This is a genomic window from Bradyrhizobium sp. KBS0727 (assembly GCF_005937885.2).
Lineage (GTDB): Bacteria > Pseudomonadota > Alphaproteobacteria > Rhizobiales > Xanthobacteraceae > Bradyrhizobium.
This window is the reverse complement of record NZ_CP042176.1, coordinates 4,146,323-4,160,960: the sequence shown is the minus strand read 5'-3', so window position 1 is coordinate 4,160,960 and position 14,638 is coordinate 4,146,323. Positions and strand designations below refer to the sequence as shown.

The window sequence follows — 14,638 nt, the reverse complement described above, 5'->3', positions numbered from 1 at the left end:
CCAGACCAGCCGCACTATTTTCCTGAAAGCGGTCGGAGAGGCGTTGCTGTCCCATGTCGCTTTTTGGGCACTTTTCGGACCTGAGGCGATGTCCGATTTGAGTCTGCAATACGCCGGATGGCGGACATGAATCGAGTTCGCTCACGAACCTCAATTTATGAATACACGCCCTCGCTGGCGCGACTGGACTTCCACGCCGCCAACCAGCCGGTAAATCGCCCGCTGTCGCGCTCACCGCCATGCCACGCCGCAAATACCGCGCCGTCGCCGGCCACCAGCAGCACAACGTCGAGGCCCTTGGAGCGGCGCAGCGTGTCGATCGCCTGTTGCGGCGTCTGGGCGATGGGTCCGGCGACATTGAATGACGTGTTGACCGAAACTTCCACACCGATGTGACGCCCGAGCGCTTTCAGGTAGGCGTGGGTGAGGGGATCGTCCTCGGCGCGCACGATCTGGATGCGGCCGGTACCGTCGGCATGGATCACCGCCGGAATCTTGTCGCGCGCATGCGGCTTCGATTGCGCTGTCAGCACCATGTAATTGTAGGCGTTGTAATCGGCGTCCGATGCGCCGGGCAGCAGTTCAAAGTATTCCTGAGCCGCTTTCAGCGTCGCCATCGGCGCCAGCGGTCTTATTGCTTCGCGGTATTTGACGCGCTCGTTGAGCCGCTCGCGCACTTGCGCGTCACAGGGATTGGCGAGGATCGAGCGGTGGCCGAGCGCGCGCGGGCCGGTTTCGGCAGCACCCTGATAGAGCGCGATCACGCCACCCTGGGCAACCATGAACGCCATCAGGTCGGCGATATCATCGCGGCCTTGCGGCGTCGAGACGTCGCCGATGCGCTTTGAGGCAATGTCGTCGGCCGTCAGCGCGGCGGCGATGTCGTCGGGCGACGGCGGCAAACCGCAATGAAACGCGTGCGTCATCGGCGCGCCGCGCGGGCTGCCTGCCAGATGCGCGAACAGCCAGGCGGCGCCGATGGTGACGCCGGGATCGCCGGGCACCGGCGGCACCCATAGATGCAGACGCGTGTTGCGTTGCTGTGCCTTGTGCTGTTCCTTGGCGAACCACGCTTCGTCGAAATGCTCCAGCAGCCGCATATTGCCGATTGCGTTCAGCGCCACGCCGCCGGTCAGCACCAGCCGGTTCGCGCCGGTGACGCGCAGCAGATGGTCCGTGACATGGATCATCGCATCCTCGAACACCAGTTGGGTCGCGGCGGCCTTGTCGAGGCGATCCTTTGTATCGGGACGGTGATGGATATCCTCGACGCGCAATACCGCATCGGGATTCCAGAGCTGATCAGGCCTGAGCGGTTCGCCGAGGATGGCGGACAAAGCGGGCTTGTAGGGGTGATCAAAGGGATCGCAATACCAGTTGGCCATCGCGCGGTTGATCCTGACATCACCGCCGTCGCCGAACTGCAGGACGTCGCGGAGCCGCGCGTAATACGGATTGCTGGCGCGGCTCATGTCGCCCCAGGCGGCGGCGCCCATATAGCGGCCTTCGCTGGACAGCCAGGTCCAGCCGCCCTGCGTCGACGAGATCACGCTGTAGAACGCGCCGAGTGAATCGAACATGCTGTCGTTGCAATAGAGTTTTCGCATCGCGCCGTGCTCGACGACGTAGAGCGAGACAGACCCCTGGTCACCGGTGCCGTCGAGCACCGCAACCGCAACCGGTTTGCCGTCGTCGGCGAACGGCGAGGCGGCCCAGGAAAACCAGGCGTGGTTGTCGTGGTGCGGCAGGCAGATCAGCGGCACGCGTTCTCGCAGGCCAAGCTGGCGCGCGAGGAGCTTTGGCGTCCGGGTCATCTGCTCAAGACGGCGGCTCTCGAAGCCGGCGGCCTGCGTGGTGCGCAGCAGTTTCAGGCTCTGCGGCAATTCCTCGAGCACCGAACGCGCCAGCGTGCCCGCCAGCGTCGGATAATCCCAACTGGTCAGCCAGGCGTCGATGTCGCCGATGTCGCGGCCGATACTGCGCAACGCGGTCACCATCGCGTCGATCGATGCCCGCGGATATTCGGTCGTGTGCTTGTTGCCGGAAAAGCGCTCTTCCTCGTTGTTGACGATCAGGCGAGGCCCGCGCGCCTGCGTCACCTCGACCAGCGCCACGCCGGAATTATGGGTGCCGGGCGCGCCGAGGCCCACGAGGTAGACCGTGTCGCCGCGCGCAAGTTTTTCGCGCACGGCGGCAATTCGCGCATCGGCAAATTCCGAGCCCAGTTGATGAAAGCCCGCAGCCCCCATCGTCTTCGCCGCCAGCCAGCGCGCGGCGCGGAATCCCGCGGCGGCGAGCTTTGGATGTCGCGGACCAATTCGTCTGTTCAGTTCCAACCGCGGGCCTTGCAATCAAAAGGAGGTGACGGCGCGACCCTGCATCAATCACAATTCACGTCAGGCAACAATGCCGTTTCATTGGGCGGAATAACCCGGTGCTTGCCATCACGGCTGTGACTTGCGAGAGTTGGGCAAAATAAAACATGCGGGAGAAGACGATGCCGGTTCGCTCAAGAAACCTGTTGGCCCTGACGGCGTTCGCCGTCGCCGCGGTGGTCGCAACCGCGGCCAGTGCGCAGAAGAAATACGATGCCGGCGCCACCGATACCGAAATCAAGATCGGCAACATCATGCCCTATAGCGGTCCGGCGTCGTCGTATGGCGTGATCGGCAAGACCGAAGAAGCCTTTTTCAAGATGATCAATGCCGAGGGCGGTATCGGCGGCCGCAAGATCAATTTTATCTCCTACGACGATGCCTACAGCCCGCCGAAGGCGATCGAGCAGGCGCGCAAGCTGGTCGAGAGCGACGAGGTGTTGCTGATCTTCCAGCCGCTCGGGACGCCGTCGAATTCCGCGATCATGAAATACATGAATGCCAAGAAGGTGCCGCAGCTGTTCGTGGCCTCGGGCGGCACCAAGTTCGGCGATCCCAAGAATTTCCCCTGGACCATGGGGTTCCAGCCCAACTACCAGAGCGAGGGCCGGATCTATGCCAAATACATCCGGGACAATTTCCCCAACAGCAAGATTGCGGTGCTCTGGCAGAACGACGACGCCGGCAAGGACCAGTTCAAGGGCCTGAAGGACGGCCTCGGTGATAAGGTCAGCATGATCATCGCCGACAAGTCCTACGAAGTCAGCGACCCCAGCATCGATTCGCAGATCGTGGCGCTGCATGATTCCGGCGCCGACATCTTCTTCTCCTGGGCGGCGCCCAAGGGTTCGGCACAGGCGATCCGCAAGGTCGGTGAGCTCAACTGGAAGCCAAAATTCTTCCTCGCTAATACCGCGACATCGGTGGCCGCGGTGCTCAAGCCCGCCGGTCTTCAATATGCGAAAGACATCATCTCGACGGCCTATCTGAAGGACCCGACCGATCCGGCTTGGGACAAGGACCCCGCCGTGATCAAGTGGCGCGCTTTCATGGACAAGTACTATCCCGATGGCGACAAGAACAACGCCAACAACATCTATGGCTATGTGCAGGCTGAAGCGATGATGCAGGTTCTCAAGCAGTGCGGCGACAACCTGACGCGCGAGAACGTCATGAAGCAGGCGACCAGCCTGAAGAATTTCCACTCGGATCTGATGCTGCCGGGCATCATGGTCAACACGTCAGCCGACGACTACTTCCCGATCGAGCAGATGCAGCTGATGAGGTTCAACGGCGAGGCCTGGGAACTGTTCGGCGACGTGATCACAGGCGAAGTCGGTCACGAGATGACCCGATAAAGCGTTTTCCAGCGAAGTGGAAACCGGTTCGCGTCAAGAAAACGCGTCAAGTCAAGAATCTAGAGTCCCGTTCCGATTCTATCGGAACGGGACTCTAGAGCGGGATCAGATCAGGTCGGGGTGCGACGCGGGCTTTTTTCGCGTACCATTCTACTTTGCATGGGGTTGTTTTCGCGATTTTGCGTTTTCAGCCCGCGCTAAGCCGCACGCCGGCGCGCAAAAACTTCTGCGGATCGACCGCGTCGCCGTCGATCCGCGTTTCGTAATGCAGATGCGGCCCGGTGGAGCGGCCGGTCGAACCGACCGCGCCGATCACCTGTCCGATCTTGATGATATCGCCGACCTTGACGCCGATTTCCGACAGATGGCCGTAGCGGGTCGAGAGCCCGTTGCCATGATCGATCTCGACCATCCGGCCATAGCCGCCGGCCCATCCCGATGACACCACCTTGCCGTTCGCGGTCGCGCGCACGGGATCGCCCATTTGGGCGCGGAAATCGAGGCCGGTGTGCATCGCCGGGCGGCCGAGGAAGGGGTCACTGCGGACGCCGAAGCCGGAGGTGAACTCGACCTCGCCGATAACGGGCTTGCGATACGGCACCAGCGCCAGTGTCCGGTTGAGACGTTCGACCTGGGCGCGGGTGGTGTTGATCCGATAGAGCTGACGTTCGAACGGGCCGGCGTCGGCCGACAGTTTTACCGGCACGAATGGGCCGCCGACGGCGGCGCGCGGCGTAGCGCCTTCCAGTTGCGCCATGTCGAGGCCGAGATCGGTGAAGACGCCGCGCATCCGGCGAACACGCGATTCCATGCCGTCCTCGACCGCGCTCAGCGCGGCCATCTGACGTCGCTCGACCGAATCGAGCGAGGTCTGCAGGCGGACCAGGACGTTGTCGACGCCCTGGACCTTGGCGAACTGGTTCGGCTGCGCCTTGGCGATGACGGGCGCGCGCGATTCGAGGCGGGCTTCGCGATCCGGCGGCGCCACGAAGATCACGGTGTCGCTGATCGGGGAGGGTTTTGGCGTGCCGGAGGCGGGCTGCTGATCTGCCGCGCCGGTACGGGCCTGCGGCCGGATCGAGCCGGTCGCCGTGGTATCCGGCATCGCTCCGAGTGCGGTAGCGCGGGATTCCAGTGCGGTCTGGCGCCGCATGATCTGATCGAGCTTCTGGTCGAACTGCTCCTGATCCAGCAACTGCCGGCTCGTGGTGCGATCGACCTTGGACCGCAATTCGGCGATGCGGTCTTCATAGGCGTATTGCATCTCGGCCTGGCGGGCGATCAGCCGGGTCAGGACGTCGTCGCGAAACGCAAAATAAGTCGCGGTCGCGGCCGACCACATGCCGAGCACGACGATGGTGCCGACCACGATCCAGAACACCACCGGCCCGAATCGGACCTGCTTGCCGGCGTGGACGATGGCATAACCGTTACTCGCCGCCGTGGCCTGATTCGCGACCGCAGCCTGCGCCACCGGCCGGCGGGTTTGCGCCCGGCCGTGGTCATGAGGGTGATGATGGTCGGAATAATGACCCGTACGGTACGACATCGGCACTCCCGCGCCGATCGGAGATGATTCCGGACGGCCTCATTTGTGGTGCCGATTTGACCCTTTCATGGTTAATATTTGGGAAATGGAACCATGAATGCAGGGCGCTAGCTCGTCAGCTCACGGGCGGCGGCGAGGACCTCGTCGGCGTGGCCGTCGACGCGGACGTGGCGCCAGATTTTGGCGATCCGGCCGTTGGCGCCGATCAGAACCGTCGTCCGAATGATTCCCATGAAGCTCCTGCCGTACATGGATTTTTCGCCCCAGGCGCCATAGGCCTCCAGCATCTCATGCTGCTCATCAGAAATCAGGGGAATGGCGAGCTGATGCTTGTTCCGGAAGGACTCCTGGGCCTTCACGGTGTCGGCCGAGATGCCGAGCACCGCGGTTTCCGCGGCGGTGAAGACGTCCTTCAGGCGGGTGAAGTCGATTGCCTCCCGGGTACAGCCGGGGGTGTCAGCCCGGGGGTAGAAAAACAGCACGAGCTTCTGTCCGGCATAGTCGGCCAGCGAGACGCTGTCGCCGCCGTCGCGGGGCAGCCGGAAGCCGGGCGCCTTGGCGCCTTCGATCGCGGCCGCAGCCGGTTCCGGCTTTGGCGCGGCGGGCTTTTGAGCGGGCGATGGGTTGGATTTTAACGGTTTCGAGGCCGGCTTGTGCGATTCTTTAACCGCCGCCGCTTTGCCTTTGGCTGCGGCCGTTTTGGCGGGTTTGGGAGATTTTTTGGCGACCGCTTTGCTGGCTTTGGCCTTTGCCTTGGCCGTTGTGCTGGCCTTGGTTTTGACCGCGGCCTTGGCGGAGGCGCGGACAGGCTTCGTTGCGGCGGGCTTTCCGGCGGATGTCTTGCTCGATTGCGGGAGGGATTTCTTGGAGGATTTCTTGCGCGTTTTCTTGGACATACGCCTTCCTTTCGTCGCTTTCCGGAGCTCAATCATTAGGCTATTGCGGGTGTCGTCCCGGGCCGTCGGATTCGCTCCGACTGCTGGGCAAGTTTGATGACCTCGGAGTATGGTTACAAGAAATTCGACGCACCACCCGTCCGCTCGGTGAAGCGGCATCCCAAAGAATCCTTGGGCCCGATCACGAGTAACAGTATTAATCGAGGATTGGCAGCGATGCCGGCACAGGAGCGCTCGATACCTATCGAAGAGTGCGCCCTTGGCAGCGATCAACCTCAGCGCCGGCACCGAGAGGCAATGGCTAGGAAAATTTCGCCCCAAGGATCTGCTGGAGGGTCGAATCCGCGTGCTGAGGCTCAAATCTCGCAATGGGATGATGAGACCGGCTGGGATCCGGAGAACGACGAGGCGGCGGGGCACCGCGCGCGGCGGCTGCTGTCCCGTTCCAATTCCGGCTTTCACCGGATCGGCGACAATTTCACGGCCATCAATCGGTGGGTTTCGGGCGGGCGCTGGGTCAAGCGCATCGCGGTCGTCGTTGCAGTACTGGCGGTGATCTTCGCCAGCTGTTTCGGCGGGCTGTGGTGGCGGCTCGGCGCCGGCCCAATCAACCTCGACATGGCGACGCCGTGGCTTGCGGCTGCGATCGAGGACAATATCGGCAACGGCAATACGGTCGAGGTCGGCGGTACACAGATCGAGCGCGCCGGCCGAATCCGGATCGCGGTCCGCATCCGCGACATCGTGGTGCGCGACCGTGATCACGCCGTCGTCGCCACGGCGCCGAAGGCCGAGGTGAGACTGTCCGGCACCGCGCTTCTGATGGGGCGGCTCCGTGCCGAGAGCCTCAATCTGGTGGATGCCGAACTCGCGGTACGCATTACGCCCGACGGCCAGGTGTCGGTGTCGGCCGGCGACACGGCCAAGCCGCTCGCCACCGGCGTTACCTCGAAGCGCGATGCCGGCATCGCGCCCACATTCCCCCGCCAGAGCGCGGCGCCCGCCGCCGGCGCTGCGCCGCCCGATAGCGCGCCGAATGGATTGCTGGCCGGGCTCGACTGGCTCGACAGCCTGAGCCTGACCGGTCTCGACGGACAGAACCTCAACGAGATCGGTTTGAAGAACGGCAATCTGGTCGTCGACGACCAGCAGCGCGGCAACAAGTGGACCTTCGAGAACATCAGCCTCAGCATGCGCCGCCCAAGCGGCGGCGGGGTCGCGCTGAGCCTTGGCGAGGAGGGCGCCCGCCCATGGTCGCTGCGGGTGGTGATCGGTCCGCAGCAGAACGGCGTTCGATCGGTCGATCTTCGCGCCGACAAGGTGCCGGCCGCCAACATCCTGCTGGCGATGCGGGTCAAGGATCTCACCTACACCACCGACCTGCCGCTATCCGGCGAACTGAAGGGCGAACTCGGCCGCGACGGCCTGCCGACCTATTTCCGCGGCAAGATCCTCGCCGGCGCAGGCCACATCATCGATACCGACACGCCCGATTATCCGATGGCGATCGATTCGGCCGAGATGAACGTCGAATGGGATTCCGGCCGGCGCGTGCTGGTGGCGCCGTTCAAGATCGTTTCCGGCGCGAACCGGGTCACGCTGCTCGCCCATCTCGAACCGCCGAACGGCAATGTCACGGACTGGCAGGCCGGCCTGAGCGGCGGCACCATCGTGCTGGCCGGCAACGACAACGAACAACCGCTGATCTTCAACCGCATCGCGATCGGGCTACGGTTCGACACCGACAAGAAGCGTGTGCTGCTGACCCAGGCCGATATCAGCAATGGCGAGATCGGTATCGCCGGTACCGGCAGCATCGACTATTCCGCAGAAGCGCGCCTTCAACTCGGCTTCGCGGGAACGCCGATGTCGGCGTCGGCGCTGAAGCGGATCTGGCCGATCCTGATCGTGCCCGAAGTACGCGAATGGGTGATTGAGCGGATCGAGCGCGGCACGCTCCAGCGCATCGAGGTCGGCGTCAATTCGCCGGTGCGCAACCTGTCGCGCAAGGGCCCGCCGATTCCGGATGACGGCCTGTCCGTCAACATCGTCGCCTCCGGCGTCACCGTGCGTCCGGTCGACGAAATGCCGTCGGTTCGCGATGCCGATTTGAAAGCGCGGGTGACCGGACGAACTGCTACGGTGACGATCGGGCAGGGCATCGCCGACACCCCCGGTGGTCGCAAGATCAATATTTCGGATTTCACCTTCGAGGTGCCGGACATGGCGCCGAAGCCGTCGCCCTCGCGGGTCAAGTTCAAGGTCGATTGTCCGGTGCCCGCCGCCGCCGAGATTCTCGCCTCCGACCGCATCAGCGACCTTTCCGGTACCCTGGTCGACCCGAACAGCAGCAAGGGAACGGTGGCCGCCACGATCACGCTGGCGATGCCGGTCAAGGGGGCGCTGACCAAGGCCGATACCACCTATACCGTCACGGCCGACGTCGGCGGATTTGCCGCCGACAAGCTGGTGATGAACCAGAAGATGGAAGCCAGCACGCTGAAGGTGGTCGCCAACAACGCCGGCTATCAGGTCAAGGGTGACGTCAAGATCAACGGTCAGGCGGCCTCGCTGGATTACCGCAAGGCCAACGAGGGCGACGCCGATGTCAAATTGCAGGCGACGCTCGATGACGCCAGTCGCGCACGCCTTGGGCTCGACCTTGGATCCGCCGTCTCCGGGGCCATCCCGATCAAGCTGATCGGCAAGATCGGCGATCACGACAGCAAGGTCGGCATCGAGGCCGATCTGACCTCGTTGAGGCTCGACAACATCCTGCCGGGCTGGGTCAAGGTACCCGGCAAGTCCGGCAAGGCGACCTTCACGGTGGTGAAGAAGGAGCAGTCGACCCTGTTCCAGGACATTGTCGTCGACGGCGGCGGCGTCTCGATCAAGGGATCGCTTGAAATCGATCAGAACGGCGACTTGTTGAATGCGAACTTCCCGACTTACGCGCCATCGGAAGGCGACAAGACGACGCTGAAGGCCGAACGCGGCGCCGACGGCGTCGTCAAGGTCACCATGCGCGGCGACGTGTTCGACGGCCGCGGCTTCCTCAAATCGGCGATCTCCGGCAAGGAGGCCGATGCCAAGAGCAAGATCAAGAACATCGACTTTGATGTCGATCTCAAGCTCGGCGCGGTCGCAGGTTTCAACGGCGAGGCCTTGCGCAGCGTCGATGCCAAATTCTCCCGGCGCAACGGCATCATCAAGGCCTTTGCAATCACCGGCAAGGTCGGGCGCGATACGCCACTGACGGCGGATTTGCGCGGTCGTGGGCAAGGGCAGGGCCGCGACGTGATTGTCCTGCAAACCAATGACGCCGGCGCGTTCTTCCGCTTCAACGACTTCTATTCGAAGATCGTCGGCGGTCAGCTCACGCTGGCGATGGAGCCGCCGACGCCGGAAGCCAACCCCAAAGAAGGCCTGATCAATGTTCGCGACTTCTCCATCAAGGGGGAGGCTTCGCTCGAGCGCGTGGCCGCGGGCGGAACGCCGGGCAGCCAGGGCAGCGTGTCGTTTTCGGCCTTGCGCGCCGAGTTCACCCGGCAGAGCGGTCAGCTGACGATCCGGGACGGCGTTGTGAAAGGTCCGGCCATCGGTGCGACCATCGAAGGCAGTATTGATAGCGTCAGCAACCAGGTCCGGATGAGCGGCACCTTCGTTCCGATGTACGGGCTGAACAACATGTTCGGCCAGATTCCGGTGCTTGGACTTTTCCTCGGCGGCGGCAGCAATGAAGGCCTGATCGGCGTGACCTATGAAGTCGTTGGCACGCCGGCCCAACCGGTGATGCGCGTCAACCCGATCTCGGCGATGGCCCCCGGCGTGCTGCGCAAGATCTTCGAGTTCAACACCGGCAAGCAGAACAACCCGATCGAGTTGCCGCCGAATAATTAGTGGTGTCGCTTGCGCTTCTCGCAACTGTCATTCCGGGGCGATGCGAAGCATCGAACTACGATGTGCAATTGCACATCTGAGAATCTCGAGATTCCCCGGGGTGCAGTTGCACCCCTGAGGTCTGGTCCTGCGGACCATCCCGGAATGACGGCGGATAAATGCCACCTCGCATTTTAGCTGCGTGAACGCGCATTTCCCCCTTGAAAGAGACGCAAATGACCAGGTTCGGAATGACATTGTTGTGCGCACTCCCGGTGCTGATCGTTTCAGCCGAAGCATCCGACTTGGCGATCGAACCCGGGCAATGGAAAGTTACGTCAACTACGGTGATGAACGGTGCAACCACGCCGTCTGGGGTGAAAGCGCGTTGTCTCAGTCCCGAACAAGCCGGCGACGTCGCCAAAACCTTTGGCCCGGTGAGCGGCACCGTCAATTCGACATGTGAACCGGCAGAAAGCGAAATCGCGGGAAGAACTCTGAAGTGGCATTTGCAATGCAAGGGACAGCTGGATCTCGATGTCCTGGGCAGTTTCAACTTCGATAGTCCGTCCCACTACACGGCTACGGTCAGCAGCAAGGGCCGGATGGCCGGGCAGTTGATCAGCGACGTAAAAACGGAAATAGAAGGCGAGCGTGTGGGCGAATGCCAGCAGTGACGCGTGGATAGCGTGTTGTTAGGCCCGCTTGGAAAGGTGACGCTAACAACGGAAGCCGACCGCGCTACTCGATCACCTCGTCGGCGCGGGCCAAGAGCGTGGGCGGGATTTCGAGGCCAAGCGCCTTTGCTGTCTTGAGGTTGATCACAAGCTCGAATTTGGTCGGCTGTTGAACCGGAAGATCGCCCGCCGCCGAGCCTTTGAGGATGCGATCGATATAGCCCGCCCCGCGGCGCCAGACATCGGCGAGGTCAATCCCATAGGATATGAGGCCGCCATCCTCCGGGAAATACCGGAACGGATAGATCGCCGGCAGATGATATCGCTCGGCTAGCGACACGATCAATTTCCGATGGATAAGCGTAATGCTGTCAGGCATGATCATGAGGCCGCCATTCTTCTCGCTGCCGATCTCAGCGATGGATCGTTCGATATCGGCAGCATTCTCCACGCCCGCGGGAGTTATTTGTATTCCGAACGAGGGAGCAACTGCTTCGACGGCCTGCAACTGGCCGGACCACGTCGGGCTTTTCTCATTTTGCATGACCGCGACCCGCGCAAGTTTCGGGAAAATTCCCTTCAACAGGTCGAGCCACTTGGTACCCATCGAAAATTCAAACGTCGTAAATCCCGTAACATTGGCGCCGGGATGCGCAAGGTTAGCCACAAGACCGGCGCCGACCGGGTCCGTAATCTGGACAAAAACGATTGGAATTGATTGCGTCGCCTTGCTCAATGCCGACGTCGCGGGGGGCGAGTGAGACAGAATCGCTTCCGGCGCCAACATGACAAGTTCCGACACGCAGCGTTGGGTACGCTCCGGGTCGTTACCGGTCCAACGATACTCGATTTGAAGATTTCCGCCCTCGATCCATCCAAGATCGTTCAACCCCTGTCGAAATGCAGCGACGCGCGATCGGACCAGAGGTTCGTCCGCTTCACTCGCAATTAGCATCCCGATCCGGCGCGGCTGCCCGGACCGCTGCGCCCGTGCAGCCAGCGGCCAAGCCGCAACCGCCCCGCCAGAAAGTGCGATGAACTCGCGTCGCCGCATTTCCGATCACGCTCCCCGACATCCTCAAGGGACCTTATGCAAGTTTTCGGCACAGGTCCAAGCGATCCGATTTCAGCTCTGGGTCCTGCGCGTCATTTTGACGGTCTGCCAATAACTTCCGGTCCCTCCGGAATCCGAATTTGGTTACGCGCTCATAAGTCAGCACCCGAGGCCTATTCACGGGATCGGCTATCGCCGCAGTGCGGGGACGACCAAAAATGGAATCAACCCCAGCACCACATTGACCAGCGCGAAGGCAAACAGCGCGTTGTAGCTGTGGGTCCAGTCGTGGATCAGGCCGCCGCTCCACGAACCCAGTCCCGATCCGAGACCGCTGCCGATCGAGATGGTGCCGTAGATGGTGCCGACCCGTTCGCCGCGAAAGATGTTCAGCGCGGTCGCCGTGATCAGCGGACCGCGCGAGCCGATCATGCTGCCGAAGCAGACGACGAAGCCGGTCAAGAGCCAGTAGTTCGGGTAATATTGCAGGAGCCAGAGCAGGCCGATCCCGACGATGGAGACGCCGTAGCTGAACAACACCGACGGTCGCCGGCCGATCAGGCCGTCGAGCGTGGAAATGCCGAGCATGCCGAACAGCAGCACGATGCCGGAAAAGCCCCAGGCGGTCGCGGCCTGCAGCGGCGGGAATCCGGCATCGATCAGGTAGGCGACGATCTGCGCGGTGATCGCGTACATCGCGACCGCTGTGAAGAAGAAGGTGGCAAACAGCGCCCAGAATGCGTGGTGGCGCACCGCGCTGACGAGCGTCCAGCCGGCGTCGACGAAGTCCGGATCGGCTTTCTTGGCGATGTGCGGCGAGCCGCTGGCAAACAGCCGCCACGGCATCAGCAGCAGCGGCACCAGCAGGCACAGCGCCACCGCGCCGAACAGTTGATAGGCGTCGCGCCAGCCGATCCGGTCGATCAGCATCTGCGACGCCGGCAGCAGCACCAGAATGCCGGCGCCGGTCGCCGAATAGAGGATCGCCATCGCGGTCGGCAGCCGCGGGCCGAACCAGCGACCGAGCAGGATCGAGTTCGGGACGTTGCCGATGAACGCAATGCCGAGGCCGACACAGAGGCCGACGCTGAGCTGGAACTGCCAGAGCGTTTGCGCGTGGGAAGCGACCAGGAAGGATCCGCCGAGCAGGGCCAGGCCCAGCGCGTAGACCATGCGGGGGCCGGAGCGGTCGAACAGCCGGCCGACCAGCGGCGCCATCAGGCCGCCGGCCAGCCAGGTCAGCGAATAGACCGACACTACCTGGGCGCGGTCCCAGCCGAAATCTTCCGAGATCGGCTTGAGGAAAACCGTAAAGCTCTCGCCGAGACCGCGGCCGAGCACGGACAGCATGAAGCACAACGCCAGCACATTGAGCGCCACGCGCCCCGGCTTGAGCGGCTTCGCCGTGAGTTCCTCCGCTGGCGTATTCTTGTCCATCGACCTGCTTTTTTAAGCGCGATCGGACGCAAAACCGGAAGTCCACTTTTGCTGATCGCGCTTGTAGGGAGCGCGTTTCCGCATGTCCCGACAAGGGTCAAAAACGAATACGCCTATGCAGCCTTGAGCAGGATGTGCTTCTTCTTGCCCATCGACAGCTTGATGACGCCTTCCGGCGTCAGCTGTGACGGCGTCAGCATCATCTTCTCGTCCGCGACGACGGCGTCGTTGACGCGCAGGCCGCCGCCCTTGATCTGCCGGCGCGCCTCGCCGTTCGACGCGACGAGGCCGGCCTTGACGAAGGCCGCGAGAACGCCAATCCCGGCTTCGAGTTCGCCGCGCGGAATATCCACCGTGGGGAGGGATTCCGAGATTGCGCCTTGCTCAAAGGTTTGCCGCGCGGTTTCGGATGCGGTGTTGGCGGCGTCGCGGCCGTGCAGCAGCGCGGTCGCTTCCGTCGCCAAAATCTTCTTGGCCTCGTTGATCTCGCCGCCTTGAAGTGCCGCCAACTTCGCGATCTCGCTCATCGGCAGGATCGTGAACAGCTTGAGGAATTTCACGACGTCGGCGTCCTCGGCGTTGCGCCAGTACTGCCAGAAGTCATAGGGCGAGAACTGGTCGGCGTTGAGCCAGACCGCGCCTTGCGCGGTCTTGCCCATCTTGGCGCCGGAGGCGGTGGTCAAGAGCGGGGTCGTCAGCGCGAACAGTTGTGGCGTGCCCATGCGGCGGCCGAGATCGACGCCGTTGACGATGTTGCCCCATTGATCGGAGCCGCCCATCTGCAGGCGGCAGCCGGTGCGCCGCGACAGCTCGACGAAGTCGTAGGCCTGGCAGACCATGTAGTTGAACTCGATGAAGCTCATCTCCTGCTCGCGTTCGAGCCGCAGGCGCACCGAGTCCATCGTCAGCATGCGGTTGACGGAGAAATGCCGGCCGATGTCGCGCAGCATCTCGATCCAGTTCAGCTTGGTCAGCCACTCGGCATTATCCAGCATGATCGCGTCGCTGTGGCCGGTGCCGTAGCGCAGCACCTTGGAAAACACGCCGCGGATCGAAGCCTTGTTGGCCTCGATTTCCGCAATGGTGCGGATCGCGCGCGATTCATCCTTGCCGGAGGGGTCGCCGACCATGGTGGTGCCGCCGCCCATCAGCGTGATCGGCTTGTTGCCGCTCTCCTGCAGCCAGTGCAGCATCATCATGGTGAGGTAGTTGCCGATGTGCAGCGACGGCGCGGTGCAGTCGTAGCCGACATAGGCGATGGCCTCGCCCTTGGCGGCCAGCGCGTCGAGGCCGTCGAAGTCGGAACATTGATGGATGAAACCGCGTTCCTGGAGGATGTTCAGGAAATCTGATTTAAATGCCGTCATTGGTGTGCGACTCTGATCATTCTATTTTCACGGTAATTGTAGCAAT

At 62.7% G+C, this 14,638-nt stretch carries 9 protein-coding genes; 3 read left to right on the top strand and 6 right to left on the bottom strand.

The window, feature by feature from the left end; all coding sequences use genetic code 11:
- Positions 1–155 precede the first annotated feature (155 nt).
- The gene (locus FFI89_RS19325) at positions 156–2,336 is read right to left on the bottom strand and encodes a carbamoyltransferase C-terminal domain-containing protein (RefSeq protein ID WP_246669192.1); all 2,181 of its coding nucleotides are present in this window, start codon (positions 2,334–2,336) and stop codon (positions 156–158) included.
- Between the two features lie 161 nt (positions 2,337–2,497).
- Between FFI89_RS19325 and FFI89_RS19320 the strand changes: the two genes are divergently transcribed.
- A complete protein-coding gene (locus tag FFI89_RS19320) occupies positions 2,498–3,733 on the top strand; it encodes an ABC transporter substrate-binding protein (protein WP_138829284.1) in 1,236 nt (411 codons plus the stop codon).
- 187 nt (positions 3,734–3,920) lie between these two features.
- Here the strand turns inward: FFI89_RS19320 and FFI89_RS19315 are convergent, their stop codons facing one another.
- Entirely contained in the window at positions 3,921–5,282 is a 1,362-nt protein-coding gene (locus tag FFI89_RS19315; RefSeq protein ID WP_168212953.1) for a M23 family metallopeptidase, read from the bottom strand.
- Positions 5,283–5,389: 107 nt separating this feature from the next.
- Positions 5,390–6,178, bottom strand: a complete 789-nt coding sequence (locus tag FFI89_RS19310; RefSeq protein WP_138835466.1) for a peroxiredoxin — start codon at positions 6,176–6,178, stop codon at positions 5,390–5,392.
- A 216-nt stretch (positions 6,179–6,394) separates the two neighbouring features.
- Here FFI89_RS19310 and FFI89_RS19305 point away from each other — a divergent pair, with 216 nt between their 5' ends.
- Both FFI89_RS19305 and FFI89_RS19295 read left to right on the top strand, forming a co-directional pair.
- Complete coding sequence (locus tag FFI89_RS19305) at positions 6,395–10,078, top strand: DUF3971 domain-containing protein (RefSeq protein WP_138829282.1); 3,684 nt, start codon at positions 6,395–6,397, stop codon at positions 10,076–10,078.
- 215 nt (positions 10,079–10,293) lie between these two features.
- The gene (locus tag FFI89_RS19295; RefSeq protein ID WP_138829281.1) at positions 10,294–10,734 is read left to right on the top strand and encodes a DUF3617 family protein; all 441 of its coding nucleotides are present in this window, start codon (positions 10,294–10,296) and stop codon (positions 10,732–10,734) included.
- A gap of 64 nt (positions 10,735–10,798) precedes the next feature.
- Here the strand turns inward: FFI89_RS19295 and FFI89_RS19290 are convergent, their stop codons facing one another.
- The 3 genes from FFI89_RS19290 to tyrS all read right to left on the bottom strand — a co-directional run bounded on the left by FFI89_RS19290 (position 10,799) and on the right by tyrS (position 14,592).
- On the bottom strand, positions 10,799–11,788 hold the full coding sequence (locus FFI89_RS19290) for an ABC transporter substrate-binding protein (protein ID WP_138829280.1): 990 nt from the start codon (positions 11,786–11,788) through the stop codon (positions 10,799–10,801).
- A 189-nt stretch (positions 11,789–11,977) separates the two neighbouring features.
- Positions 11,978–13,225 carry an MFS transporter gene (locus tag FFI89_RS19285; protein ID WP_138829279.1) on the bottom strand — a complete coding sequence of 416 codons (1,248 nt, stop codon included), beginning with the start codon at positions 13,223–13,225 and terminating at the stop codon, positions 11,978–11,980.
- Between the two features lie 113 nt (positions 13,226–13,338).
- Positions 13,339–14,592 (bottom strand): tyrosine--tRNA ligase, encoded by a 1,254-nt coding sequence (gene tyrS, locus FFI89_RS19280; protein ID WP_138829278.1) that lies wholly within the window; start codon positions 14,590–14,592, stop codon positions 13,339–13,341.
- Between the last annotated feature and the right edge of the window lie 46 nt (positions 14,593–14,638).